21 protein-coding genes and 1 other RNA gene are annotated in these 24,030 nt (G+C 71.2%); 15 read left to right on the top strand and 7 right to left on the bottom strand.

Going from position 1 to position 24,030, the window contains the following annotated elements; translation table 11 throughout:
• Positions 1 to 58: 58 nt before the first annotated feature.
• Together glgB and FFA01_RS00675 are read right to left on the bottom strand one after the other, a co-directional pair.
• Complete coding sequence (gene glgB, locus FFA01_RS00680) at positions 59 to 2,290, bottom strand: 1,4-alpha-glucan branching protein GlgB (protein ID WP_146851927.1); 2,232 nt, start codon at positions 2,288 to 2,290, stop codon at positions 59 to 61.
• 11 nt (positions 2,291 to 2,301) lie between these two features.
• The gene (locus tag FFA01_RS00675) at positions 2,302 to 4,302 is read right to left on the bottom strand and encodes an alpha-1,4-glucan--maltose-1-phosphate maltosyltransferase (RefSeq protein ID WP_244289628.1); all 2,001 of its coding nucleotides are present in this window, start codon (positions 4,300 to 4,302) and stop codon (positions 2,302 to 2,304) included.
• A gap of 383 nt (positions 4,303 to 4,685) precedes the next feature.
• Here FFA01_RS00675 and FFA01_RS00670 point away from each other — a divergent pair, with 383 nt between their 5' ends.
• The 5 genes from FFA01_RS00670 (at position 4,686) to FFA01_RS00650 (ending at position 8,479) form a co-directional block, all read left to right on the top strand.
• On the top strand, positions 4,686 to 5,261 hold the full coding sequence (locus tag FFA01_RS00670) for an alternate-type signal peptide domain-containing protein (protein ID WP_146851923.1): 576 nt from the start codon (positions 4,686 to 4,688) through the stop codon (positions 5,259 to 5,261).
• Positions 5,262 to 5,344: 83 nt separating this feature from the next.
• Complete coding sequence (locus FFA01_RS00665; RefSeq protein ID WP_146851921.1) at positions 5,345 to 5,947, top strand: TasA family protein; 603 nt, start codon at positions 5,345 to 5,347, stop codon at positions 5,945 to 5,947.
• The gene (locus FFA01_RS00660) at positions 5,947 to 6,861 is read left to right on the top strand and encodes a hypothetical protein (RefSeq protein ID WP_146851919.1); all 915 of its coding nucleotides are present in this window, start codon (positions 5,947 to 5,949) and stop codon (positions 6,859 to 6,861) included. Before FFA01_RS00665 ends, FFA01_RS00660 begins: the two co-directional genes overlap by 1 nt.
• Positions 6,858 to 7,880 carry a hypothetical protein gene (locus FFA01_RS00655; protein WP_146851917.1) on the top strand — a complete coding sequence of 341 codons (1,023 nt, stop codon included), beginning with the start codon at positions 6,858 to 6,860 and terminating at the stop codon, positions 7,878 to 7,880. Before FFA01_RS00660 ends, FFA01_RS00655 begins: the two co-directional genes overlap by 4 nt.
• Complete coding sequence (locus FFA01_RS00650) at positions 7,877 to 8,479, top strand: signal peptidase I (RefSeq protein ID WP_146851915.1); 603 nt, start codon at positions 7,877 to 7,879, stop codon at positions 8,477 to 8,479. Before FFA01_RS00655 ends, FFA01_RS00650 begins: the two co-directional genes overlap by 4 nt.
• A gap of 283 nt (positions 8,480 to 8,762) precedes the next feature.
• Here FFA01_RS00650 and FFA01_RS00645 read toward each other — a convergent pair whose 3' ends face one another.
• The 3 genes from FFA01_RS00645 to glgX are packed head-to-tail and all read right to left on the bottom strand — an operon-like array spanning position 8,763 to position 11,663.
• Positions 8,763 to 9,074, bottom strand: coding sequence for a DUF1294 domain-containing protein (locus FFA01_RS00645; protein ID WP_146851913.1), 312 nt, complete (start codon positions 9,072 to 9,074; stop codon positions 8,763 to 8,765).
• 1 nt (position 9,075) lies between these two features.
• Complete coding sequence (gene ybaK, locus FFA01_RS00640; RefSeq protein ID WP_146851911.1) at positions 9,076 to 9,582, bottom strand: Cys-tRNA(Pro) deacylase; 507 nt, start codon at positions 9,580 to 9,582, stop codon at positions 9,076 to 9,078.
• Between the two features lie 11 nt (positions 9,583 to 9,593).
• A complete protein-coding gene (gene glgX, locus FFA01_RS00635) occupies positions 9,594 to 11,663 on the bottom strand; it encodes a glycogen debranching protein GlgX (protein ID WP_146851909.1) in 2,070 nt (689 codons plus the stop codon).
• Between the two features lie 47 nt (positions 11,664 to 11,710).
• Here glgX and FFA01_RS00630 point away from each other — a divergent pair, with 47 nt between their 5' ends.
• The 8 genes from FFA01_RS00630 (at position 11,711) to ssrA (ending at position 18,689) form a co-directional block, all read left to right on the top strand.
• Complete coding sequence (locus FFA01_RS00630) at positions 11,711 to 12,877, top strand: cysteine desulfurase family protein (RefSeq protein ID WP_146851907.1); 1,167 nt, start codon at positions 11,711 to 11,713, stop codon at positions 12,875 to 12,877.
• Positions 12,878 to 13,075: 198 nt separating this feature from the next.
• The gene (locus FFA01_RS00625) at positions 13,076 to 13,984 is read left to right on the top strand and encodes a putative endonuclease domain-containing protein (protein WP_146851905.1); all 909 of its coding nucleotides are present in this window, start codon (positions 13,076 to 13,078) and stop codon (positions 13,982 to 13,984) included.
• Between the two features lie 77 nt (positions 13,985 to 14,061).
• Positions 14,062 to 14,667 (top strand): hypothetical protein, encoded by a 606-nt coding sequence (locus FFA01_RS00620; protein WP_146851903.1) that lies wholly within the window; start codon positions 14,062 to 14,064, stop codon positions 14,665 to 14,667.
• A gap of 11 nt (positions 14,668 to 14,678) precedes the next feature.
• Positions 14,679 to 15,785, top strand: a complete 1,107-nt coding sequence (gene prfB / locus FFA01_RS00615; protein ID WP_146851901.1) for a peptide chain release factor 2 — start codon at positions 14,679 to 14,681, stop codon at positions 15,783 to 15,785.
• A 124-nt stretch (positions 15,786 to 15,909) separates the two neighbouring features.
• Complete coding sequence (gene ftsE, locus FFA01_RS00610) at positions 15,910 to 16,653, top strand: cell division ATP-binding protein FtsE (protein WP_146851899.1); 744 nt, start codon at positions 15,910 to 15,912, stop codon at positions 16,651 to 16,653.
• Positions 16,650 to 17,564 (top strand): permease-like cell division protein FtsX, encoded by a 915-nt coding sequence (ftsX, locus tag FFA01_RS00605; RefSeq protein ID WP_146851897.1) that lies wholly within the window; start codon positions 16,650 to 16,652, stop codon positions 17,562 to 17,564. The genes ftsE and ftsX overlap by 4 nt, the downstream gene beginning before the upstream one ends.
• Positions 17,565 to 17,712: 148 nt before the next feature.
• The gene (gene smpB, locus FFA01_RS00600; protein WP_146851895.1) at positions 17,713 to 18,189 is read left to right on the top strand and encodes an SsrA-binding protein SmpB; all 477 of its coding nucleotides are present in this window, start codon (positions 17,713 to 17,715) and stop codon (positions 18,187 to 18,189) included.
• 124 nt (positions 18,190 to 18,313) lie between these two features.
• Positions 18,314 to 18,689: a transfer-messenger RNA gene (ssrA, locus tag FFA01_RS00595) on the top strand.
• A 45-nt stretch (positions 18,690 to 18,734) separates the two neighbouring features.
• On the opposite strand, the gene FFA01_RS00590 is transcribed toward ssrA, so the two are convergent.
• Positions 18,735 to 20,552 carry a polysaccharide biosynthesis protein gene (locus FFA01_RS00590; RefSeq protein ID WP_244289627.1) on the bottom strand — a complete coding sequence of 606 codons (1,818 nt, stop codon included), beginning with the start codon at positions 20,550 to 20,552 and terminating at the stop codon, positions 18,735 to 18,737.
• Positions 20,553 to 20,946: 394 nt separating this feature from the next.
• On the opposite strand from FFA01_RS00590, the gene fdhA reads away from it, so the two are divergent.
• Entirely contained in the window at positions 20,947 to 22,167 is a 1,221-nt protein-coding gene (fdhA, locus tag FFA01_RS00585; RefSeq protein ID WP_146851893.1) for a formaldehyde dehydrogenase, glutathione-independent, read from the top strand.
• Between the two features lie 89 nt (positions 22,168 to 22,256).
• Positions 22,257 to 23,765 (top strand): MFS transporter, encoded by a 1,509-nt coding sequence (locus FFA01_RS00580; protein ID WP_146851891.1) that lies wholly within the window; start codon positions 22,257 to 22,259, stop codon positions 23,763 to 23,765.
• On the opposite strand, the gene FFA01_RS15825 is transcribed toward FFA01_RS00580, so the two are convergent.
• On the bottom strand, positions 23,750 to 23,887 hold the full coding sequence (locus FFA01_RS15825; RefSeq protein WP_167627243.1) for a hypothetical protein: 138 nt from the start codon (positions 23,885 to 23,887) through the stop codon (positions 23,750 to 23,752). The two genes, FFA01_RS00580 and FFA01_RS15825, sit on opposite strands and share 16 nt — an antisense overlap.
• Positions 23,888 to 24,030 lie beyond the last annotated feature (143 nt).

Raw genomic sequence — 24,030 nt, 5'->3', positions numbered from 1 at the left:
ACGCCCCCGTCCGATCGGACGGGGGCGTCGTTCGCGTCGAGCCGGGGCTCGGTCGGCCTCAGCGGCGCAGCTTCAGGAAGATCACGCCCAACGGGGGCAGGAGCACGTCGGCCGAGGCCGGCCGTCCGGCCCAGGGGCTGTCCGCGGCGACGACCGCGCCGAAGTTGCCGACACCGGAGCCGCCGAACTCGGTGGCGTCCGTGTTGAGGATCTCGGTCCAGGTCCCGGCCTCGGGGAACCCGAAGCGCATCTGGACGGGCTGACCCGACCAGTTGGCCAGGACGGCGACGCTCTCGCCGTCGCCCGACTTCCGCATGAAGGCCACGACGCTCTGCTGAGCGGCGCCGCCGTCGATCCACTCGAATCCCTCGGTGTCGAAGTCGTGCGCCCAGAGCGCCTTCTCCGACCGGTACACGGCGTTCAGGCGGCTGACCAGGTCGAAGATCTGCTGGTGCTCCGGGCGGTCGAGCACCGACCAGTCGAGGCCGTTCTCCTGGCTCCACTCGGTGGGCTGCCCGTACTCGGACCCCATGAACAGCAGCTGCTTGCCGGGATGCCCCCACATGTACGCGAGGTAGGCGCGGAGGTTCGCGCGCTTCTGCCACTCGTCGCCCGGCATCTTCTCGATCAGCGAGCCCTTGCCGTACACGACCTCGTCGTGACTGATCGGCAGCATGAAGTTCTCGCTGAACGCGTAGTGGAACGAGAAGGTGATCTCGCCGTGGTGGTACGAGCGGTAGAGCGGGTCCTTCTCGACGTAGTCGAGGGTGTCGTGCATCCACCCCATGTTCCACTTGAGCCCGAAACCGAGGCCGCCCTCGCCCGTGGGCCGCGAGACGCCGGGCCAGCTGGTGCTCTCCTCCGCGATCATCACGATGCCGGGGTGGCGCTTGTAGGCGGTGGCGTTGGCCTCCTGGAGGAACGAGATCGCCTCGAGGTTCTCGCGCCCGCCGAACTGGTTGGGCAGCCACTCGCCGTCGTTCCGGCTGTAGTCGAGGTAGAGCATCGAGGCGACGGCGTCGACGCGGAGGCCGTCGATGTGGAACTCCTCGAGCCAGTAGAGCGCGTTCGCGACGAGGAAGTTGCGGACCTGGGAGTCGCCGAAGTTGAACACCAGCGTGCCCCAGTCGGGCTGCTCGCCGCGGCGAGGGTCGGAGTGCTCGTAGACGGCGCGGCCGTCGAAGTTCCCCAGGGCCCACTCGTCCTTGGGGAAGTGCCCGGGAACCCAGTCCATGATGACGCCGACGCCCGCCTGGTGCAGCCGGTCGATCAGGTAGCGGAGATCGTCGGGCGAGCCGTAGGTGCTCTGCGGCGCGTAATAGCCCGTCACCTGGTAGCCCCACGACCCGCCGAACGGGTGCTGCGACAGGGGCATGAACTCGACGTGCGTGAAGCCGAGGGCGGTGACGTAGTCCACCAGGGGGTCGGCCAGCTCGCGGTAGCCGAGCCCCGGCCGCCACGAGCCCACGTGGAGCTCGTAGACGCTCATGGGGCCGGCGTGCTGGTCGGTCGCGGCGCGCTGGTCCATCCAGGCCGCGTCGGACCAGTCGTGCCCGGACGAGGTGATCACGGAGGCGGTGGCCGGCGGCACCTCCGAGCGACGGGCCATCGGGTCGGCCCGTTCGACCCAGGCGCCGTCGGGCGTGAGGATCTCGTACTTGTACCGGCCCTCGGTCAGCCCCGGGACGAACAGCTCCCAGACGCCGTTCCCGTCGAGACGTCGCATCGCGTGGAGAGCGCCGTACCAGCCGTTCAGATCGCCGACGACCCGTACGGCGTGGGCGTGCGGAGCCCAGACGGCGAACGACGTGCCGAGCACGCCGTCGTGCCGGCGCACGTGCGAGCCGAGCACGGTCCAGAGCTCCTCGTGGCGCCCCTCGCCGAAGAGGTAGAGGTCGAACTCGGTGACGGTGGGCGGGAACCGATAGGGGTCGGCGGCGACCCAGGGAGCGCCTCCGTCGTAGGTCGCCTCGATCTCGTAGTCGCCGAGCGGGGCGTCGGCGACGCCCTGCCAGAGGCCGTGAGCCACGTGCTCCAGGACGACGACCTCCGAGGAGGCGCCGGTGACCGTGACGGACGCGGCCAGCGGTCGGACGACGCGCACGACGGTCACCCCGTCGCGGGTGTGCTCTCCGAGGATCGCGTGCGGGTGCCCGTGGCGGCCCTCGGCGGCGGCCGCCACCTCGGCGTCGTCGAGCGGGGGAGCGGTGCGCGCGGCGTCGGCCGCCGAGACCGGCACGTCGGCCGGGGTCGGGTCTTCGCGGGGATGGGGCGTGAGGGGGGAGGTCATCTCGGTGGCTCCTACGGGGCGCGGTTCAGGTCGACGGTGAGGATGTGCACGGGTTCGACGAACGCGTCGAGGCGGACGTAGTTGTCGTCGCCCCAGGTCCAGGACTGTCCGGTGACGAGGTCCCGGACCGTGAACGTGCCTCCCGGTGTCAGGCCGAACTTCGTCACGTCGAGGTGGACGGTGGTCTCGCGGGCGGAGTGGGGATCGACGTTGGCGACGACGATGATCGCGTCGGCCCGGCCGCTGCGGGTGTGCGCCCGCGACAGGTACTTCGAGTAGACGAGGACGGCCTCGTCGTCGCTCGAGTGGATCTCGAGGTTGCGGAGCTGGCGGAGCGCCGGGTGCGAGGCCCGGATGCGGTTCAGCTGCGTCAGGTACGGCGCGATCGACGCGCCCGCCGCCTCGGCGGCGGCCCAGTCGCGGGGCTTGTACTCGTACTTCTCGTTGTCGATGTTCTCTTCGCTGCCGGGGCGGGCGACGTCCTCGATCAGCTCGTAGCCCGAGTAGACGCCCCAGGTCGGCGACGCGGTGGCGGCGATGGCGGCCCTGATCTTGTAGGCCGGGGTCCCGCCGAACTGCAGGTACGGGGTGAGGATGTCGTGGGTGTTGACGAAGAGGTTGGGGCGCAGCCAGGCGCTGGTCTCCTTGGACAGCTCGTCGAGGTACTCCTCGAGCTCCCACTTCTCGTTGCGCCAGGTGAAGTACGTGTACGACTGGTGGAAACCGACCTGGGCGAGCGCCTGCATCATGGCGGGCTTCGTGAACGCCTCCGACAGGAACACCACCTCGGGGTTGGTCTCGCGGATCTCGTGCAGCAGCCACTCCCAGAAGCGGACGGGCTTCGTGTGCGGGTTGTCGACGCGGAAGATCGTGACCCCGAGGTCGATCCAGTATCGGACGATCCGGAGGATCTCACGGCTCAGGCCGTCGTAGTCGTTGTCGAAGTTCAGGGGGTAGATGTCCTGGTACTTCTTCGGCGGGTTCTCCGCGTAGGCGATCGAGCCGTCGGGGAGGGTCGTGAACCACTCGGGGTGCTCGGCGACCCAGGGGTGGTCGGGGGAGCACTGCAGGGCGAGGTCGAGCGCGAGCTCGAGGCCGCTGTTCTTCGCCGTCTCGACGAACCAGCGGAAGTCGGCGACCGTGCCGAGCTCGGGGTGGATGGCGTCGTGCCCGCCGTCGGGCGAGCCGATCGCGTAGGGCGAGCCGGGGTCGTTCGGGCCGGCGGTCAGGGTGTTGTTCGGCCCCTTGCGGAACGTCGTGCCGATGGGGTGCACCGGCGGGATGTAGACCACGTCGAAGCCCATCCGGCTGACGGCGGGGAGACGCCGCGCCGCCGTGCGGAAGGTGCCGCTCCGCCAGCTGCCGTCGGCCTGCTTCCTGGCGCCCTCGCTCCGGGGGAAGAACTCGTACCAGCTGCCGAGCCCGGCCCGGCTGCGTTCGACCCGGAGGTCCTCCGGCTCGCTCCGGGTGCGGAGGCTGGCCAGCGGCTTGTTCGCGAAGACGGCGGCGAGACGGGGATCCGTGGCCACGCGGAGGCGCGCCCCTGCCGACAAGGAGGTGTTGCCCAGCGCCGAGGCGGCGTCGCGCACCAGGGCGGTCTCGGGATAGTCGTCGATCGCCGCCGTCAGCAGCTCGCTGCCGAGAGCGAAGGTCACGTCGACGTCGAGCTCGGCGGGGACCTTGATCTCGGCCGTGTGCAGCCAGGTCGCCCAGTCGTCGGTGTAGGCCTCGACCTGCCAGGTCCAGTCGCCCTCGGTCTCGAGCTGCACCTCGGTCGTCCAGCGGTCGGTGCCGGGTATGCCCGCGACCAGGGGGTGCCGGGTCTCGACGCCGGCCGGATCGACCAGGAGGAGGTCGGCTCCGATCAGGTCGTGCCCCTCGCGGAAGACCGTCGCGCCGAACGGCACGACCTCTCCGGAGAACGCCTTGGTGGGGAACACCCGGTCGGGGGTGGTCGGGGTGAGCGTCGTGACGGGGATCCGCCCGACTCTGGGTTCGTATGCTGTCGCCACGTGGCCGACGCTACCCGGTATCCGTCCCGGTCGTCCCCGACGCGTGTCGTCGTCCCCCGGACGCGGGCTCGACGGGCCGATCGGGGTACAGGATCGCGTCCGCACCGGTGGGGACAGACCAGCTGGTCCGTTTTGACCCCCGTACTGGGTCCGTACGTCTGCATGATTTTCCGTGTCAGCACTTTGGGGGACCTGTACTGTCGAAGACGTCAGCACGGCCTGCCCGCCCGGAACCCGAATCCCGAGAGCCCGGCGCCTGCGACACCTCGCCCCGGCCGACACGGACCGAGGACTCCACCCGAACTCCATCGACCTGCGCGTCCTCCCGACTCGACGCGCAGGCGGTGCTCGTCGCGCCATGAACGGCGCGGATTGGACTCGTCATGAACAAGCTCGTCAAAGGCTCCGTCGCCGCTGCAGCCGGCATCGCCCTCCTCCTCGGCGGAGCGGGCACCTTCGCCCTCTGGAACGCCAACACGGAGGTCGCCGCCGCGAGCGTGACGTCCGGCACCCTGGCGCTCTCGACCACCGCGGCCGGCTCGTGGACCGACATCACGAACGGCCGCAACGCCGCCATCTCCGACGTGTCGCAGTTCAAGATCGTCCCCGGCAACAAGCTCCGCTTCTCGCAGCCGATGAGGATCGACGCCACGGGCAACGACCTCGTCGCCGACCTCACCTACTCCGACGCCTCCATCACCGGCTCGCTCAAGAGCGTCGTCGTCACCGGGATGGGCATCTCGAGCGCCGCCGGGTCGACCTCGCTGCCGGCCGGCGTCACCGCCGACTCCGCGAACGCGAAGAGCTTCGTCGTCCGCCCCGTCGCCGCCGGCAGCACGACCGCGGTCGTGACGTTCGTCGTCGAGTTCCCCCAGGCCGCCGACGGCACGTCGACGATGAACGGAACGCTCGACCTCAGCAAGCTGAGCTTCACGCTCAAGCAGCGCGCCATCGCCTGATCCCGTCCCACCCGGGACGCCGCGACCGCGTCGTCCCGGAATCGGCCGCGTCGACGGCCACGACCACGACAGGAGCCGGGGTGATGAGCCGTCGGAACCCGACCGCAGGGCGGCATCGCGCCGAGCCGACCCGCCGACCCCGGAGCGGGCGGGCGGGAGGCTCCCTCCTGTCGGCCACCGGGCTGCTGGCCGCCGCCCTGCTGGGCGTCGTCGCCACGGCGGGAGGCACCTACGCGCTGCTGGGGTCCTCGGCCACAGCACCCGCCTCGGTCATCACGTCGGGCTCCGCGGGCCTCACGATCAGCTCCGTCTCCGCCCTCGACGTCACGGCCCTCGGGCCGGGCCGGGCGGTCTCCGGGACGTTCGTCGCCAAGAACACCGGGACGGTCGCGCTCGGGCTCCGTCTCGCCGGCACGACGCCGAAGAGCTCCGACGTCGCCGTGCTCAACGAGCTGACGGCGACGACGGCGGTCCTGGCGAGCGGCGGTTCGTGCACCGCGTCGACGACGGGGACGAAGGCCCGCCCGGCGACGCTCGACACCGGCGCCTCCTGGACGACCCTCGCCGCGGGGCAGTCGGTCACCGGCTGCCTCGTCCTGACCCTCGACTCCGATGCCCCCTCGTCCCTCCAGGGAAGGACCGCACCCGTGTCGTTCGTGCTGTCCGGAACGCAGGTGGCCCCGTGATGGTCCCTCGGCGCCCGCGAGGCCGTCATGGCCTCGCCCTCTCGCTCGTGGCGGGCGTCGTCGTCGGCGCGACGCTCGCCGCCGGCGGCGCCGCGGCCGCGCTCTGGACGACGAGCGCTCCCGTCTCGACGACGGTCAAGACCGGCACCGTCGCCCTCACGGCGACCGACCCGGCGTCGCTCGGTCGCGATTACACGACGTCGGTCCCGGCGATCACCGGTTCGTGGTCGTTCACGAACACCGGGTCCGTCGACGCGACCTACTCCACGACGGGAGCCCTCGGCTCCGGCAGCTCCGCCGATCTGGCCTCGTCCATCACGGTCGTCGCCTGGCCGGTGCCCCGCGGCTCGACGGCCTCCTCGGCGTGCACGGCGTCCGCCTCGGTCGGGTCGGGCTCGGTCTCGGGGACCTGGTCCGCGCCTCCTCGGCTGACGGGGTCCCTCGCCGCCGCCGCGTCGACGGCCTGGTGCATCCGGTCGTCCACGTCGACCACGTCGCCGAAGGGGCAGGTCGTCCCGACGCTCTCGGTGTCGCTCGCCGCCGGGTCGTGGAGCGCGTCGGTGCAGAGCCGGTCCTTCGTGCAGAACAACACGGTCGCGCCGCGGCGGACGGCCACCTGCTCGACGACCGACATCTACTACGCGCGGCTCACCTTCGACCCGTCGGATCGCGACCTCTCGACGTCGTACGGCTCGTTCGTCGGATCGACCCGGGTGGGCACCGCGACCGAGACCGGTCACTACCCCGAGTTCGCCTTCACCCGCGACACCCTGCCGAAGAACCCCTACGGCGACGGACCCATCACCGTCGACATCCGGGTCGTGGTCGACGGCAAGGCGGGCGACGTCGCCGCCACCGGAGTCGTGGTGGCCGGCTACGACCCCAACGGCATGAGGAACATCCAGTGCTCGTGACTCTCGCCCGACGGGCCGGCCTCGTCCTGCTCGCGGCGTCGACGGTGCTCCTGACGGTCGCGGGCCCCGGGGCGGCCTCCGGGCCCGCCGCGGCCGAGTCGTCCGACGAGCCCCGGATGATGGTGAGCGCGGACGGCCTCCTCTGGCAGGCGCGACTCGATTCCGGTCTGTTCGCCGACGGGCTGCCCCTGGTGCCCGGCGGACGCACGTCGGGCACGTTCTGGGTCAAGAACACGACCGCCGAGCCCGCGATGCTCGGCGCACGGCTGGTCGACGTCACGGCGTCGTCGGACGCCTTCGCCCGCGAGGTGGCGGTCACGGCCAGCGCGTCGACGGGCGCCGCGGCCCGCACCGCGGCCGTTCCCGGCGGCGACTCCGCGTCGCCCGAGCCGGTCACGCTCGCGTCACCCGCCTGCACCGCCCTCCTGCCGGCCATGTCGCTCCCCGCCGGCGAGGAGGCGCCCATCACCGTGACGATCCGGCTCGCCGAGTCGGCCGCCACCGGAACCGCCGAGCAGTCGATCGGCGTCACCGTCCTGGTCACCCTGACCGGTCTGGGCGGAGGCGAGGACGCCGACGCCTGCGGCACGGGCGGCGGCGTGGTCGTGGGCGGCGACCCGGCGGGGTCCGGATCGACCGGAGACGGCGCGGACGGCGGGGTTACGGGGGAGTCGGCCGGGTCCGTCCCGGCCGCCGGGACGTCGGTGCAGGAGACGCCCGTCTCCGGCACCGGCACCGGCGCAGGGCTCGAGGCCGGCGTCCGCGCGCTGCTCGGCAGGACGGCGGGGACCGCGTCGGACACCGCCGGAGCCGGTGCGACGGGGCTCGGCTCCGGGCTGCCGTCCGACGGGACCGGCCGATTCGTCAGCGTCCCGCTGCCGGACGAGTGGCTGCCGGCCGTCGTCGGAGCGGTCGCCCTGCTCGGCGGCGTCTACGTCGCCCTCGGGCGACGGCGCCGTTCCGACGCAGAGGCCGACGAGCATGACCGCCCGCCCCTCGCCCGGGCGGCCCGTCCGTGAGCGGGCGTCGCGTCGCACGCCGGGAGCGGGGACTGCTGCACGCCCTCGGCCTGGGTCTCAGCGTCGGGCTGCTGCTGCTCGTGGCGGCCCTCGCCGTCGTCCTGGTCATCGTGCCCAGGGCGACGGGGTCGACCCCTCTGACCGTGCTGACGAGCTCGATGGAGCCGAGTCTCCCGCCGGGGACGCTCCTCGTCGTGCGACCGACGAGCACGGAGGACATCCGCGTCGGCGACGTCGTGACCTACCAGATCGAGTCGGGCCGACCCGAGGTGATCAGCCACCGCGTGATCGAGATCGTCTCGTCGACCGACGGCACGACGTCGTTCGTCACGAAGGGCGACAACAACGACGCCGCCGACGAGGCCGCCGTGCTGCCCGTCCAGGTGAGGGGCACCCTCTGGTACAACGTGCCCTGGCTCGGCTTCGTCAACCAGGCCGTCAACGGTCAGGCCAGGGCGTGGATCGTCCCGCTGCTCGCCGTGGCGCTGTTCGGCTACGCCGGCTACATGATCGCCACCGGGCTCGTCCAGCGACGAGCCGACCGGCGCCGGGAGCGGGCTCCGGGCCGACGCGCCGAGCCCGCCGACCGCCGACCCTGACGCGTGCCCCGTACTGGGGACGCCCGCCTCCCGCATGGCGCTTGTCGGCCGTTTGGGGGACCGATACAGTCGGGACGACGACGCGGCCTGCCCGCCCGGAGCGACACTCTCCGAGAGCCCGGCGCCCGTCGAGCGGCGATGCCCTCAGTCGGTCATCGCACCTGATCCCGGCCGTGCCCGCAACCCCTGGGCGTCGGCGCGGGATCGACGAGCACGACGAGCGACGGCGTGCGCCCGGACCCGGCCCGAACCGGTCCGGTCGCCCGCCCGACCCGCTCCCGGCTCAGGGCGCGAGGCCCGTTCCGGCGGCCGTCACGGCGACGGCGGCGACGAGGGCCACGAGGGCGACGTTCGCCGCGACCGTGCCCGCGAAGGCGCGACGGAACGATCGCTTGGCCGTCTTGTGACGCAGGGTCCGCTGCGCGACGAGAGCCCCCGGCCACCCTCCCGCCAGCCCGAGCGCGAGCAGGGTGCGTTCCCGGACGCGTCGGCGGCCGCGCCGGGCGGCGCGCTTGTCGGCGGCGTACACGGCCGCCGTGACGACGTTCAGACCGAGCACGAGCGAGAGCGCGACGGCGACCCAGGCGACGGTCACCTCAGGCCCGGGCGATCGGCGCGTACCGACCGCCGGTGGCGCGCACGAGGTCGTCGGGGGCGATCTCGATGTCGAACCCGCGCCTCCCGCCGCTGACGAAGACGGACGAGAAGGAGGCGGCGCTCGCGTCGATGACGGTGGTCGCCGCCGTCTTCTGCCCCAGAGGGCTGATGCCGCCGACCACGTAGCCGGTGCGCCGCTCCGCCACGGCCGGGTCGGCGAGCGAGGCCTTCTTCGCCCCGACCGCGGAGGCCAGGGCCTTGAGGTCGAGGCGACCGCCGACGGGCACGACGCCGACCACGAGGGTGCCGTCGGCGTCGGCGACGAGCGTCTTGAACACCCGGTCGTCGGACAGGCCGAGCGCGGCCGCGGCCTCCTCGCCGAAGTTCGTCGCCGTGTCGTGATGCACGTAGGTGTGACCGGTGAACGGCACGCCGGCCGCCGTCAACGCGACGGTGGCCGGCGTGCCGGGGCCGTGCGCGCCTCCTGCGGGGTTCCTCTTCGACATGGCGGACCCGATCAGCTCGCCCGCAGCACCACGACGGTCGGGCCCGAGACCAGCACCTCGTCGCCGGGGGTGGACGCCGTCGGCAGGCTGCGGTCGTCGCTCGACCACAGGGCCTCGTACCGCGAGACGCCGTCGTGCCTCGGGAGGACGACCGAGGCGGTCGTCTCGGCGCCGTGCACGATCACCAGGACGCGGTTCAGCGCCTCGTGCTCGGGGGTCGAGATCGCGAGGTACTGCAGGGTCCGGACGCCGACGTCGTTCCAGTCGTCCGGCCGCATCTCGTCGCCGGACGCCGAGTACCAGGACATCTCGTTGGCGCTGAGCGTGCAGGCGCCGTCGACGCCGAAGCGGACGGGGCGCAGCGCCGGGTTCTCGGCGCGGAGCCGGGTCAGGGTCGCGACGTCGTCGTGCAGGGCGTCCTGCCACGGTTCGGCGGACCAGTCGACCCAGGTCAGCTCGCTGTCGTTGCAGTAGGCGTTGTTGTTGCCGTGCTGGGTGCGTCCGCGCTCGTCGCCCGCCGTCAGCATCGGGATGCCCGCCGACACGAAGAGCGTGGCCAGCAGGTTGCGCATCGAGCGGCGACGGGCGTCGGAGATCCACGGGTTGACGCTCTCGCCCTCCACGCCGTGGTTGAACGAGCGGTTGTCGTCGCTGCCGTCGCGGTTGCCCTCGCCGTTGCTGAGGTTGTGCTTGGCGTCGTACGAGACGAGGTCGAGCAGCGTGAAGCCGTCGTGGGCGGTGACGAAGTTCACGCCGGCGAGAGGCCCGCGCTCATGGGCGTAGATGTTGCTCGAGCCGCTCAGCTTCGAGGCGAAGCCTCCGAGGCCCGAAGGAGGCGCGCCGTGCGACCGCGCGGCCGCCACGTCGGTCAGCCAGAAGTCGCGGGCCCGGTTGCGGAACCGGTCGTTCCACTCGATCCATCCGTCGGGGAACGCGCCGGTCTGCCAGCCGCCCAGTCCGACGTCCCACGGCTCGGCGATCATCTTCACGCCGTCCAGCTCCGGATCGTCCACGATCGCCTGCAGCAGCGGGTGCTCGGGGTCGAAGACGTGGTCCGATCCCCGGCCGAGGGTCGCGGCCAGGTCGAACCGGAACCCGTCGATCTGGACCTCGTTCGCCCAGTACCGCAGCGAGTCGAGCACCAGCCGCGACGCGGCCGGGGTGCTCGTGTCGATCGAGTTGCCGCAGCCGGTCACGTCGACCGGCTCGCCGTCGGAGTCGTGCCGGTAGTAGCCGGAGCCGTCGAGGCCGCGCAGGCTCGTCACCGGGCCTCCCACCTCGCCCTCCTCGGCGGTGTGGTTGTAGACGACGTCGAGATAGACCTCGATGCCGGCCTCGTGCAGCAGTCGCACCATGCCCTTGAACTCGCGCAGCACGGCGGAGGCGCCGGCCAGCTGGGCGTCGCGGCTCGCGTAGGCGGTGTGCGGCGCGAAGTAGCTCAGCGTGTTGTAGCCCCAGTAGTTCTCGATGCCCTGGGCGACCAGTCGCTGCTCGTCGACGTGCTGGTGCACCGGGAGCAGCTGCACGGCCGTGACGCCGAGACCCGTGAGATAGGCGATCGTGGACTCGGCGGCGAGTCCCGCGTAGCTGCCGCGCAGCTCCTCGGGCACGAACGGGGCGAGACGGGTCAGCCCACGGACGTGCGCCTCGTAGATGACGACGCGGTCGAGCGGGGTGCGCGGTTTGGCGACCCCGCCCCAGTCGAACGTCTCGTCGACGACCGCCGACCGCCAGGTGCCCCGCCCGGTGCGACCCAGGCCCCGTGCATACGGGTCGAGCAGCTCGAGCGACGGGTCGAAGGCGTCGCCGGCGCCCGGCGGGCCGTCGGCGCGGAGCCAGTACCGCCGGCCGGGGGTGAGCGCGCCGTCGGTGACGCTCCACACGTCGTCGGCGTCGCGGACCATCGGCACGACGCGATCGTGCGGGGCGTCGTCGACGACCAGGTCGATGCGCGTGGCGGAGGACGACCAGACCCGCAGGGTCGGCCCGTCCGGACCTCGGCTCAGGCCGAGGTCGCGCAGGGGGTCGAGGTCGGTCACGGCATTTACAGTAGAGGAGGCGCGTGTCGGCCCCGAAATCATCGATCGTCACCGAGGCGCCCCGCCCCCACCCCTCTGAGGAGTCGAACATGAGCGTCTACCTCGACCACGCCGCCACCACGCCGATGCACCCGCTGGCCATCGCCGCCTACGCCGAGGCGCTCGGCACCGTCGGCAACCCCTCGTCGATCCACTCCGCCGGCCAGAACGCCAAGCGGGTGCTCGAGGAGGCCCGCGAACGCGTGGCCGCGACCCTCGGCTGCGAACCGATCGAGGTGGTCTTCACCTCGGGCGGCACCGAGTCGGTCAATCTCGCCATCAAGGGCCTGTGGTGGGCGAGGCAGTCCGACCGGCCCCGCCCGCGCCTCCTCGTCCCCGCCGGCGAGCACCACGCGACCGTCGACGCCGTCGAGTGGCTCGAGCGCTCCGAGGGCGCCGTCGTCACCTGGATCCCCCTCGACGAGCTCGGCCGCGTCCGGGTCGACGCGCTCGCCGACGCCCTCGACGAGCACGACGACGTCGCGCTGGTCAGCCTGCTCTGGGCCAACAACGAGGTCGGCACGATGCAGCCGGTCGACGAGGTCGTGGCGCTCGCCGCGGCGCACGGGGTGCCGGTGCACTCCGACGCGGTGGCCGCCTACGGCCAGGTGCCGATCGACTTCGCGGCGTCGGGGCTCGCGGCCCTGAGCGTCAGCGCGCACAAGATCGGCGGGCCGATCGGCATCGGCGCGCTCGTGCTGTCGCGGACGGCGACGGTCGTCCCCCTCATCCACGGGGGAGGGCAGCAGCGGCAGGTGCGCTCGGGCACGCAGGACGCCCCGGCCGCCGTCGCGTTCGCCGTCGCGGCCGAGCAGCCGCACGGCGCCTACGAGCCGCTGCGCGACCGGCTGATCTCCGGGGTGCTCGCGTCGGTGCCCGGTGCGGTGCTGCGAGGCGACCCCGTCGACCGGCTGCCGGGCAACGCGCACGTCACGTTCGAGGGCTGCGAGGGGGACTCCCTGCTGTTCCTGCTCGACGCCGCCGGGGTGAGCGTGTCGACGGGGTCGGCGTGCCAGGCGGGCATCCCCGAGCCCTCGCACGTGCTGCTCGCGATGGGCCTGTCCGCGGACGCGGCGCGCGGCGCCCTCCGGATGACGGTCGGGCACACGTCGACCGTGGCGGACGTCGACGCGCTGCTCGCGGCGCTGCCCGACGCGGTGGCGCGCGCCGGCCGGGCCGGCTACGCCGACCGCGCCCCCGCCCTCGGCGCCCGCTAGCGCCGCGCGCCGCGGCGCGCCGCGCCGCCCGCTCCATCGAGGTGACGCGGAGCGGGCCGTGGGCGGCTCGGAGTGCCCGGTTCGCGTCACCTGGATGTGGCGCGCGGTGCTTCCTCTACAGGGGGCTTGGTGCTCGGGTCGTGCACAGCGGTGGACCGCCCCGGCTAGACGCCGCGCGGCGGGAGCGAGCATGGCCTCATGCACCCACGTCCTCTGCCTCCGTCACTGGCCCAGGGCCCGTTCTCGACGGCGACGGCGCGGTCGCACGGGGTCGCGCCCGAGCGCCTCCGTGCCCGCGATCTCCGCTCTCCCTTCCACGGCGTCTGGTCGCCGTCGACGGCGAAGGGGCTGGTCGGCCGGTGTCGCGAGTTCGCGCCCCTGCTTCGCCCCGACGAGTACTTCGCCCACGAGACGGCGCTCGCGCTCGCAGGGCTGCCGACGCCCCGCCGGTCCGAGCCCGCGCCTCTGCACGTCGGCACGACTCGATCCCGGCAGCGTCGTCGGGCCGGCGTCGTCGGCCACCGCCTCGTCCCGGCCGCGCTCCACGACGCCGACGGTCTCCCGGTGGCCGACCCGGTCGATGCGCTCGTCCAAGCGGCGAACGACGTCGGCCTGGACGACCTGGTGCGTCTCGGCGATGCACTGGCCGGGTCGTGGTCGAGTCACGCGTTCGCGCGTGAAGTGCCGCTCACGACCCTGCAGGCTGCGGCGTCGGCGCGGGGTCGCCCCGGCATCCGCCGGCTCAGGGAGGCGCTCGACTTCGTGCGGCCGGGGGTCGACTCGCCTCAGGAGACGGACCTGCGCTTGCTGATCGTGAGGGCGGGGCTGCCCGAGCCCGAGGTGAACGTCAAGAGGTACGCGGCGGACGGCTCGTATCTCGGCAAGCCCGATCTCAGCTACGGGTGGTGCCGGCTCGCTCTCGAGTACCAGGGCGATCACCATCGCACCGATCTGGAGACGTGGCGGTACGACCTGGCCCGCCGCGAGCGTTTCGAGGACGAGGGCTGGCGCGTCGTGCTGGTCAGCCGCCATGATCTGCGCGGCGCAGCCGCGGCCGTCCTCACGGCCCGAATCCGCCGCTACCTCGCCTGCCACGCGTCGAGGTGACCCGTCGGAACCCCTGGAGGGCGTCGGATGCCCTGGCCGGGCCACATCGATGCTGGCAGGGCGGGCAGACTGGGGCGATGCAGCTCTATTCGGCGTCGACAGCGGTCCGCGCGCGCCAGATCACCTCCGACGTCGTGGCGCTCGCGTTCCTGGTCGCGGCGGTCGTGGCGGGTCTCGCGGCGGCGGCGTTCGTCCGCACGTTCGCCGAGCTGGGGCGTCGGGTCGAAGACGCGGGGCTGGGCTTCCAGCAGTCGATGGGCGACGCGGCCGAGTCGATCGCGGGTCTGCCGCTCGTCGGCGAGGCCGCCGGGCGTCCCTTCATCGGTGCCAGCGACGCGGCGTCGACGCTGGTGGCTGCGGGGCGGGACCAGCAGGAGGCGGTGGGCACCGCCTCCCTCGTGGTCGGGCTCGTCGTCGCGGGTCTGCCCGTCGTGGTGATCCTGCTGACCTGGCTGAGGCGACGGATCGTGTTCGTGCGCCGCGCCTCCTCGGTGTCGGCACTGCTCCGCAGCCCCGGTGGCGACGACCTGCTCGCCCTGCGGGCGTTGTCGACGCTCGACGCGCGCGAGCTCGCGGCCGTGACGCCGAATCCGGTCGCCGCCTGGCGGGCCGGCGACGTCGACACGGTCAGGCGACTGGCCGACCTGGCCCTGCGAGACGCGGGTGTCGGCCGCGCCCGGTAAGCTCGGGGACCATGATCGCACTGGATTTCTCTGAGCAGATTGCCGCCCTCCGGGCCACGTTCGAGGACATCCGCGCGGTGATCGGGCAAGAGCGTCTCGTCGCCGAGATCGCCGACCTCAGCGAGCAGGCCTCCGCCCCCGATCTGTGGGACGACACCGAGAACGCGCAGAAGGTCACCAGCGCCCTCAGCCACCGTCAGTCCGAGCTCGAGAAGCTCGAGACGACCGAGCAGCGTCTCGACGACCTCGAGGTGCTCGTCGAGATGGCCAACGACGGCGACGACCAGGAGAGCGCCGACGAGGCGCAGGCGGAGCTCAAAGCGCTGCAGAAGATGATGGACACCCTCGAGGTGCAGACGCTGCTCGACGGCGAGTACGACCCGCGACCGGCCGTCATCACGATCCGCGCCGGCGCCGGCGGCGTCGACGCGGCGGACTTCGCCGAGATGCTGCTGCGCATGTACCTGCGCTACGCCGAGAAGCACGGCATGTCCGCCACCGTCATGGACACCAGCTACGCCGAAGAGGCCGGGATCAAGAGCGCGACCTTCGAGATCGACGCGCCGTACGCGTTCGGCACGCTCAGCGTCGAGGCCGGAACCCATCGCCTGGTCCGGATGAGCCCGTTCGGGGCGGCCGGCAAGCGCCAGACGAGCTTCGCCGCCGTCGAGGTGATCCCCCTGATGGAGGAGACCGAGTCGATCGACATCCCCGAGAACGACATCCGCGTCGACGTCTTCCGGTCGTCGGGCCCCGGCGGTCAGAGCGTCAACACGACCGACTCGGCCGTCCGCCTCACCCACATCCCGACCGGCACCGTCGTCTCGATGCAGAACGAGAAGAGCCAGATCCAGAACCGCGCCGCCGCCATGCGCGTCCTGCAGTCCCGCCTCCTGCTGCTGCAGAAGGAGGCCGAGAACGCCAAGAAGAAAGAGCTCGCCGGAACGATCACGGCCAGCTGGGGCGACCAGATCCGCAGTTACGTGCTGGCGCCGTACCAGATGGTGAAGGACCTCCGGAGCGAGCATGAGGTCAACAACCCCTCGAACGTGTTCGACGGCGACCTCGACGGATTCATCTCGGCGGGCATCCGCTGGCGCAAGCGCGACGACGACTGATCGACGGCCCGGCGGCCCGCCCGTCGGCGTCGTCCCTCCCCAGGGGCTCAGCTGATTCATAGGCCGTCGGCGAGGCGAGTCGTTGACCGGATCGACGGTCATGGCGCTTAGGGTGATCCCCGTCATGATTCGGTTTGATGAAGTCACCAAGGTCTACTCCGGCAACCCCCGCCCGGCGCTGAATGCGGTCACCCTCGAGATCCTCAAGGGCGAGTTCGTGTTCCTGGTCGGGGCCAGCGGCTCCGGCAAGTCCAGCTTCCTGAGGCTCGTGCTGAAGGAGGAGAAGCCGTCGGCCGGGCAGATCCACGTGCTCGGCCAGCGCCTCGGCACGCTCTCGAGTCGGAAGGTCCCGTACTTCCGTCGCAACATCGGGGTGGTCTTCCAGGACTTCCGCCTGCTGCCTCAGAAGAACGTCTTCGACAACGTCGCGTTCAGCCTGCAGGTGATCGGCAAGAGCAAGGGCTTCATCCAGGAGGCCGTGCCCGACGTGCTCAAGATGGTCGGCCTGGTCGGCAAGCAGCAGCGTCTGCCGCACGAGCTCTCGGGTGGCGAGCAGCAGCGCGTCGCCATCGCGCGCGCGATCGTCAACAAGCCGGCGGTTCTGCTGGCCGACGAGCCCACCGGGAACCTCGACCCGTCGACGAGCGCGGGCATCATGACCCTGCTCGAACGCATCAACGCCGGAGGCACGACGGTGATCATGGCCACCCACGACGCCGGCATCGTCGACCAGATGCAGCGCCGGGTCATCGAGCTCAGCGCCGGCAACATCCTGCGCGACGAGCGCCGCGGCGGCTACCAGACCCAGGCGGTGCCCATCCAAGCCATCGGGGTCGAGGACCTCAGCCTGAGAGGGGCGGACGAATGAGGCTCGGACTCGTTCTCAGCGAGGTCGGCAGCGGCCTGCGGCGCAACGCGTCGATGGTCGTCTCGGTCGTCCTCGTCACGTTCATCTCGTTGACGTTCGTCGGCACCGCGGCCCTGCTGCAGATGCAGATCAACCAGATGAAGGGCTACTGGTACGACAAGGCCCAGGTCGCCGTCTACCTCTGCACCGACACCGACACCACGGGCAACTGCACCGGAGCGAAGGCCACCCAGGATCAGATCGACGCGGTGCAGGATCAGCTCGACTCCGAGGTGCTGCAGCCGTTCGTCGACCGGTCGTACTTCGAGACCCAGCAGGAGGCGTACGACCGCTTCACGACGCAGTTCGCCGACAGCCCCGCCACGGGCTTCGTCCAGCCGTCGTACCTCAACGAGACCTTCTGGGTGAACCTCAAGGACCCGACTCAGTCGGACGTGCTGACCGAGAGCCTGTCGAGCCTGGCCGGCGTCGAGAGCGTCGTCGATCAGCGCGGCTACCTCGACCCGATCTTCTCGGTGCTGAACGCCGCCAGCTACACGGCCATCGGCATCGCGTCGTTGATGCTCATCGCCGCGGTGCTGCTGATCGCCACGACCATCCGGCTCAGCGCGTTCAGTCGGCGGCGCGAGCTCGGCATCATGCGACTCGTCGGCGCGTCGAACAGGTTCATCCAGACGCCGTTCATCCTCGAGGGCGTGATCGCCGCGCTCATCGGATCGCTGTTGGCCGGCGGCGCGATCATCGCGATCGTCAACTTCTTCGTGAAGGGCTATCTCGCGGTGAACTTCGTCGGCACGCCGTTCGTCGGTCTGCGCGACACGGCCATCGTCGTCCCGCTGGTGATCCTCGTCGGGATCGTGCTGGCGGCCCTGTCGGCCAACGTCGCGATCAGGCGCTACCTCAAGGTGTGACCTCGGGGCACGGCGCGGCGACGTCGGTGCCCTCAGGAGGCGCGGTGCCGGTCCGACGGGCACCGCGCCTCCTGCCGTCCCGTCCGCAGGTATACTGACAGGCTGCTCGCTTCGGGCAGTCATCGAACGAACGACCAGGAGGCACACCGTGGCCAAAGAGCGCGGCGAGAAGGTCGTGGCCACCAACCGTCGGGCGCGCCACGATTACACCATCGAGAGCACGTACGAGGCGGGGATCGTGCTGAGCGGCACCGAGGTCAAGTCGCTCCGTCAGGGGCGGGCGTCGCTGGTCGACGGCTACGCGTTCGTCGACGCGGGGGAGGCCTGGCTCGACGCGGTGCACATCCCCGAGTACACCGAGGGCACCTGGAACAATCACGCGCCCCGTCGCAAGCGCAAGCTCCTGCTGCACAAGCAGGAGATCGTGAAGATCGGGCAGAAGACGAAGGAGGGCGGTTTCACGATCGTCCCTCTCAAGATCTACTTCAGCGACGGTCGGGCCAAGGTCGAGATCGCCGTCGCCAAGGGCAAGCGCGAGTACGACAAGCGGCAGACCCTCCGCGAGCGGACGGCGACGCGCGAGGCGCAGGCCGCGATGTCGGCCCGCAAGCACCTCGGCGAGTGAGCGCGGCGCCGTCGCGTCGGACGGCCCGAGCCGAGGTGGCGTCGCGGCCAGCGGCGACGTACAATGAGGGATCGCGCCGACTGGCGCGTTGGTAAATAAACAGAGTGTGACAACGGCCCCTCAGGGGGATGATCGGTTTCGACATCGCCTGTGTGCGAACGAGAAGCGGGCCGAGGATCCAGGGTTATCTCGTAAACGATCTCTGGAAAACAATAAGTGCCAATAACAAGCGCACTGACTTCGCTCTCGCTGCGTAAGCAGTAGAGCCAATAAGTCCGTCAGTCTGGTGACCGCCTTCTAACCAGTCCCTGACGTCATCAAGAGGGCTCGCTGCGTGACTACGCCTGGGGGTCACGCGGGACTCGCACTCGGGCTGGGCCCGTCGACCTAGAAGCCAGTAGCAAAGGTCGGGGCCGAGCAGAACGTCTCATCTGGCTACGCCCGTAGAATGCGTGCAATCTCAGCGATGGACGGGGGTTCAATTCCCCCCATCTCCACCACCGGCCGTCGTCACACTCCGTCGCCTCGCGAACGCCCCCGTCTGATCAGGCGGGGGCGTTCGTCGTCTCGCGGCGTCCGAACTCGGGAATCGCGAGCTCCGCCGTCCGCATCCCGGCCGGGACGTGGACGCCGTGCAGTTCCGACGGGCAGAGGGCGGGGACGGACGTGTGCGAGATCTTCGGGTGCACGGGCCGGTCGTCGCTCTCGCCGTCGCCGATGAGCTCCTCATGCAGCTTCTCGCCGCGGCGCAGGCCCGTGAAGACGATCTCGATGTCGCGACCGGACATCGCGATCATGCGTTCGGCGATGTCGAGGATGCGCACGGGCTCACCCATGTCGAGCACCAGCACCTCGGCGGGTGCGCCGATCCCCCCGGCCTGGACGACCAGGTGGCACGCCTCGGTGATCGTCATGAAGAACCGGGTGACGTCGGGGTGCGTGATCGTCAGGGGGCCGCCGGCCTCGATCATCGAGGTGAAGACCGGCAGCATCGACCCGCGGCTGCCCAGGACGTTGCCGAAGCGGACGGACAGGTAGCGCTCTCCCGTCTCGGCCGCCGCCGCCGCCGTCAGCCGCTCGGCGAGGCGCTTCGAGTGCCCGAGCATGCTGGTGGGGTTCGCCGCCTTGTCGGTCGATATGTTCACGAAGGTCGTGACCCCGACCGCCTTGCTCGCGTCCAGGACGTTCTGCGTACCCAGCACGTTGGTCTTCCACGCCTCGTCGGGGTACTGCTCGAGCATCGGCAGGTGCTTCAGCGCCGCGGCGTGGAACACCACCTCCGGCCGGCGGTCGTCGAAGATCGCCCGCAGCGCGTCGGGCTCCCTGATGTCCGCCAGCACGACCTCGCGCGAGTCGAGCAGACTGTTGCCCGAGATCGCCAGCTGCGAGGCCTGGAGTCCGGTCTCGTCGCGGTCGAGCATGATGAGCTCGGCCGGGTCGAAGGACGCGATCTGGCGGCACAGCTCGCTGCCGATCGACCCGCCGGCTCCGGTGACCAGCACGCGTCTCCCGGTCAGGTAGCCGGCGACGGACTCGACCTGCGTGTCGACCGGGCGGCGCCCGATGATGTCCTCGATCGCGATGTCCCGGACATCACGGAGGCGTGACCGGCCCTCGAGGATCTCGTCGAGCGACGGCAGGACCATGACGCGCAGCCCGGCCTCGGCGGCGAGGTCGGTGATCTCCTGGAGCAGCGCCGCGTCCGCCCCGGCGATCCCGACGATGACCGCCTCGGCTCCGCTCCGTCTCGACGCGTCGACGAGGTCGGCCCGGGAGCCGAGGACGGGGACGCCGTACAGGTGCAGTCCGGCTCGGGTGCGGTCGTCGTCGATCAGGCCGACCGGGAGGTACGGCGAGTCCGGATCCGTCAGCATGCGTCGGACGAGGTGGTCGGCCAGGCGGCCCGCGCCGAAGATCAACGTGCGCTGGGCGTCGTCGCCGGGCCGGTGTCGTGTCTCGGCCGACAACCGGGCCGCCGAGCGCCCTGCACCCATCAGCACGAAGGCGACGGGCGCCGCGATGAGCATGGTGCTCCGAGCCACGGAGATCTCCGTGCCGACGGCCAGGACGGGCAGACCGACGACGACGCCGGTCAGCGCGACCGCGACGGCGATCGCCTGGATCTCCGAGAAGCTGCCCGGCACGAAGCGGCGACGGTAGAGACGCGTCGCGTAGCCGACGGACCCGCTCACCGCGACCGTCACCGCGGCGACCGCGAACACCGGAGGCCAGGAGACCTGTCCGTACGAGAAGTCGTGGCGCAACGACACGGAGAAGGCGATCGCCAGGACCCACGAGGCGGCGTCGAGCCCCATCTGCAGTCCGGCGTGGCGAACCGCGGTCGACAGCAGCCGATCGATCACGCCGCGACCCCGCCCTCGTGCGAACCGGTCGTGCTCGGGATGCGGCGCTCCGTGGCGAGGATGTCCCGCCGGCCCGGAGCGCGGCGGGGGATGCGGTGGCGGAGTTCCACGGGTGTCCTGTCTCTCGAATGCGCCTACGGCGTCGGGTCGGATCGAGCGGTCGTCTTTCGTCCGCCGTCTGTGAGTATGAGTGCAGAATACCAGATACCCCGTTTCACGTGAGTATTTTTCAGCCGCGTCGCGCCGTGCTGATGACAGGGACGCGGCGCCACGCCGGATGCGGCGCCGCGGCGTCTGAGGGGTCGCTGAGATTCCGCCGCGACGCGACGGACGCGCCCTAGCCTCGACCCGAGGGCACGACGACGTGCCCCTCGAGTGGTCGAGGAGGATCACCATGGCAACGAATCATGCGGTCGCGTACAAGGGACCCGGCGAGGTCGAGGTCATCGAGACCGAGTACCCCACCTTCGTGCTCAAGGACGGCCCGGGCGTCAACCCGGCCAACGTCGGACGGAAGGTCAACCACGGCGCGATCCTGCGGACCGTCGCCACCAACATCTGCGGTTCGGACCAGCACATGGTCCGAGGGCGCACCACCGCCCCGACGAATCTCGTGCTCGGACACGAGATCACCGGCGAAGTGGTCGAGGTGGGCCCCGACGTCGAGTTCATCAAGGTCGGCGACCTGGTCTCGGTGCCGTTCAACATCTCGTGCGGCCGCTGTCGGAACTGCAAGGAGCGGAAGACCGGCATCTGCCTCAACGTCAACCCCGACCGGCCCGGCAGCGCCTACGGCTACGTCGACATGGGCGGCTGGGTGGGCGGCCAGGCCGAGTACGTGCTCGTGCCCTATGCCGACTGGAACCTGCTGCGGTTCCCCGACAAGGACCAGGCGATGGAGAAGATCCTCGATCTGGCGATGCTCTCGGACATCTTCCCGACCGGGTTCCACGGCGCCGTCACCGCCGGGGTCGAGGTCGGCTCGACCGTCTACGTCGCCGGCGCGGGTCCGGTCGGCCTCGCCGCCGCGACCGGAGCGCTGCTGCTCGGCGCGGGCGTCGTGATCGTCGGCGACATGAACGCCGATCGTCTCGCCCAGGCCCGCAGCTTCGGCTGCGAGACCGTCGACCTGACGAAGGGCGACCCGGCCGACCAGATCGACCAGATCCTGGGCGAGCCGCTCGTGGACTGCGGCATCGACGCGGTCGGCTTCGAGGCCAAGGGCCACGGCGGCGGGTCGGGCGACGAGGCGCCGGCCACCGTGCTCAACTCGCTCATGGACATCACCGCGGCCGGCGGCGCCCTGGGCATCCCCGGGCTGTACGTCACGGGTGACCCGGGCGGGGTCGACGAAGCGGCCCAGAAGGGCTCGCTGTCGCTGAGCCTCGGCACGGGCTGGGCCAAGTCGCTGTCGTTCACCACGGGGCAGTGCCCGGTGATGAAGTACAACCGGCAGCTGATGTCGGCGATCCTGAACGACCGCACCTCCATCGCGAAGAACGTGCACGCCCAGGCGATCAGCCTCGCCGACGCGCCCCGTGGCTACGCGGAGTTCGACAAGGGCGCCGCCACGAAGTACGTGCTGAACCCGAACGACTACATCACGGCGTCGTAGCCGTCCACGACGACCCGCGCCTCCTCGGCTCCGACACCGAGGAGGCGCGGGTCGCGTCGAGCGGGTCGGGTGTAAGACGGAACGATCCCATGACGAAGACACCCGAGACCCCTGCCTCCGCCCAGCCCGATCCGTCCACCCCGGGGCCGGACGCCGAACGCCAGAAGTGGCAGGCGTTCGCCGTGTGCGTCGGGGTCGCCGCGCTGACGATCCTCGACCTGTCGAAGGTCAACGTCGGTCTGCCGAGCATCGAAGCGTCCCTCGGCGCCGGTCCGACCGCGCTGCAGCTGATCGTCGCCGGGTACGCCCTGGCCTTCGGCCTCTCGCTCGTCCCCTCGGGTCGACTCGGCGACCTCAAGTCGCGACGCCTCATGTTCGTCATCGGGCTCAGCGCGTTCACGGTCGCGAGCCTGCTCTGCGCCCTGGCCCCGTCGATCGAGCTGCTCGTCGCCGCCCGCATCCTGCAGGGGGTCGCGGCGGGCATCCAGATGCCGCAGGTGCTGGGCCTCATCCAGCAGCTCTTCCAGGGAAGGGAACGCGGCCGTGCCTTCGGCTTCTTCGGTGCGATCATCGGGGTCAGCACCGCGTTCGGCCCGACCCTGGGCGGTCTGCTGATCGCCGTCGGAGGCCCGGAGGACGGCTGGCGCCTGCTGTTCTGGATGAACATCCCGCTCGGCCTCGTCGCGATCGTCTTCGCCGTGAAGCTGCTGCCGAAGGCCACGACCGCACCCAGCGGCCACAACGAGCTCGACCTGTTCGGCATCGTGCTGCTGGGCCTCACGATCTTCACCCTCATGCTGCCGTTCGTGCTGACGACCGGACAGGGCGACGATCCGCTGCGCTGGCTGTTCCTGATCGGCTTCGTGGCGTTCGGCTCCGCGTTCGTCTGGTGGGAGCAGCGCTACAAGGCCCGGGGCAAGTCGCCCGTCGTGCACTTCAGCCTGTTCTCGCTGGCGTCGTACCGCAACGGCACCCTGATCGCGACGGTGTACTTCTGCGCTCTCCCCGCCACGTTCCTCCTGACGACCCTCTACCTGCAGCAGGGGCTGGGCCTCGAGCCGGTGTACGCCGGCATGGTCACGATCCCGTTCGCCCTGACGAGCGCCGTCGCGGCGTTCTACGGAGGACGCCTGGTCGACCGGTACGGGCGCAGCCTCGTGGTGCTCGGCCTGGTCCTGGTCGCCGTCGGGTTCGTCGCGCTGCTGCTGGCCGCGGTGCTCACGCCGCGTGACCTCACGCCCTACGCGATGGGCGTGGGCATGCTGATCGCGGGCACCGGCGGCGGGTTCGTCATCTCGCCCAACCAGACGCTGACCCTGGCCGAGGTCCCGGTCGAGATGGGCGGCGTCGCCGGGTCGATGGGGCAGGTGGGCCAGCGGGCCGGCACGGCGATCGGGACGGCCGCCGCCGTCTCGACGTTCTACTCGGTCATCGCCGGGGCGGGAGGCGCCGCGGCCGCCGACCTCGACGTCTACCACGAGGCGTACCGCAACGGCTTCTTCGTCGTCATCGCGCTGATCGTCGTGGCCCTCGTGCTGGGCCTGCTCGACCTGCGCGCCCGGAAGACCGGTCGGGTCGCGAGCTACACGACCGACTGAGCCGCCACGACGTACGACGTGAGGTCGACCTGGCGGGTGGCCGGCAGCGAGACCGCTGCCGGGTCGATCGAGGCCCAGGAGGCGCTGGAGGTCTCGACGACGGTGGCGGGAGTGACGATCATGAGTGGCCCTTCGAGTGGTGTCGGTCGGCGAGGGCCGGCCGCCCGCCGACAGGGGGGGCGACCGGCTCTCCGACGCGCACATCGAGTGTCTCGGCCCCGGATGGGGCGGGCGTCGTCGTGCGACCAGTCAAGCGGTCGGGGTG

The organism is Frigoribacterium faeni, assembly GCF_007988805.1.
In the GTDB taxonomy this organism is placed as follows: Bacteria; Actinomycetota; Actinomycetes; order Actinomycetales; family Microbacteriaceae; genus Frigoribacterium; species Frigoribacterium faeni.
Note: the sequence above shows the minus strand (reverse complement) of the source record. Positions and strands in the feature narration are given on the sequence as shown.

Bases quoted from the DNA above. Each gene is read 5' to 3' on its own strand.
- glgB (WP_146851927.1), bottom strand. From the start codon at position 2,290: ATGACCTCCCCCCTCACGCCCCATCCCCGCGAAGACCCGACCCCGGCC.
- FFA01_RS00670 (WP_146851923.1), top strand. From the start codon at position 4,686: ATGAACAAGCTCGTCAAAGGCTCCGTCGCCGCTGCAGCCGGCATCGCC.
- FFA01_RS00665 (WP_146851921.1), top strand. From the start codon at position 5,345: ATGAGCCGTCGGAACCCGACCGCAGGGCGGCATCGCGCCGAGCCGACC.
- FFA01_RS00660 (WP_146851919.1), top strand. From the start codon at position 5,947: ATGGTCCCTCGGCGCCCGCGAGGCCGTCATGGCCTCGCCCTCTCGCTC.
- ybaK (WP_146851911.1), bottom strand. From the start codon at position 9,582: ATGTCGAAGAGGAACCCCGCAGGAGGCGCGCACGGCCCCGGCACGCCG.
- glgX (WP_146851909.1), bottom strand. From the start codon at position 11,663: ATGATTTCGGGGCCGACACGCGCCTCCTCTACTGTAAATGCCGTGACC.
- FFA01_RS00630 (WP_146851907.1), top strand. From the start codon at position 11,711: ATGAGCGTCTACCTCGACCACGCCGCCACCACGCCGATGCACCCGCTG.
- FFA01_RS00625 (WP_146851905.1), top strand. From the start codon at position 13,076: ATGCACCCACGTCCTCTGCCTCCGTCACTGGCCCAGGGCCCGTTCTCG.
- FFA01_RS00620 (WP_146851903.1), top strand. From the start codon at position 14,062: ATGCAGCTCTATTCGGCGTCGACAGCGGTCCGCGCGCGCCAGATCACC.
- prfB (WP_146851901.1), top strand. From the start codon at position 14,679: ATGATCGCACTGGATTTCTCTGAGCAGATTGCCGCCCTCCGGGCCACG.
- ftsE (WP_146851899.1), top strand. From the start codon at position 15,910: ATGATTCGGTTTGATGAAGTCACCAAGGTCTACTCCGGCAACCCCCGC.
- ftsX (WP_146851897.1), top strand. From the start codon at position 16,650: ATGAGGCTCGGACTCGTTCTCAGCGAGGTCGGCAGCGGCCTGCGGCGC.
- fdhA (WP_146851893.1), top strand. From the start codon at position 20,947: ATGGCAACGAATCATGCGGTCGCGTACAAGGGACCCGGCGAGGTCGAG.
- FFA01_RS00580 (WP_146851891.1), top strand. From the start codon at position 22,257: ATGACGAAGACACCCGAGACCCCTGCCTCCGCCCAGCCCGATCCGTCC.
- FFA01_RS15825 (WP_167627243.1), bottom strand. From the start codon at position 23,887: ATGATCGTCACTCCCGCCACCGTCGTCGAGACCTCCAGCGCCTCCTGG.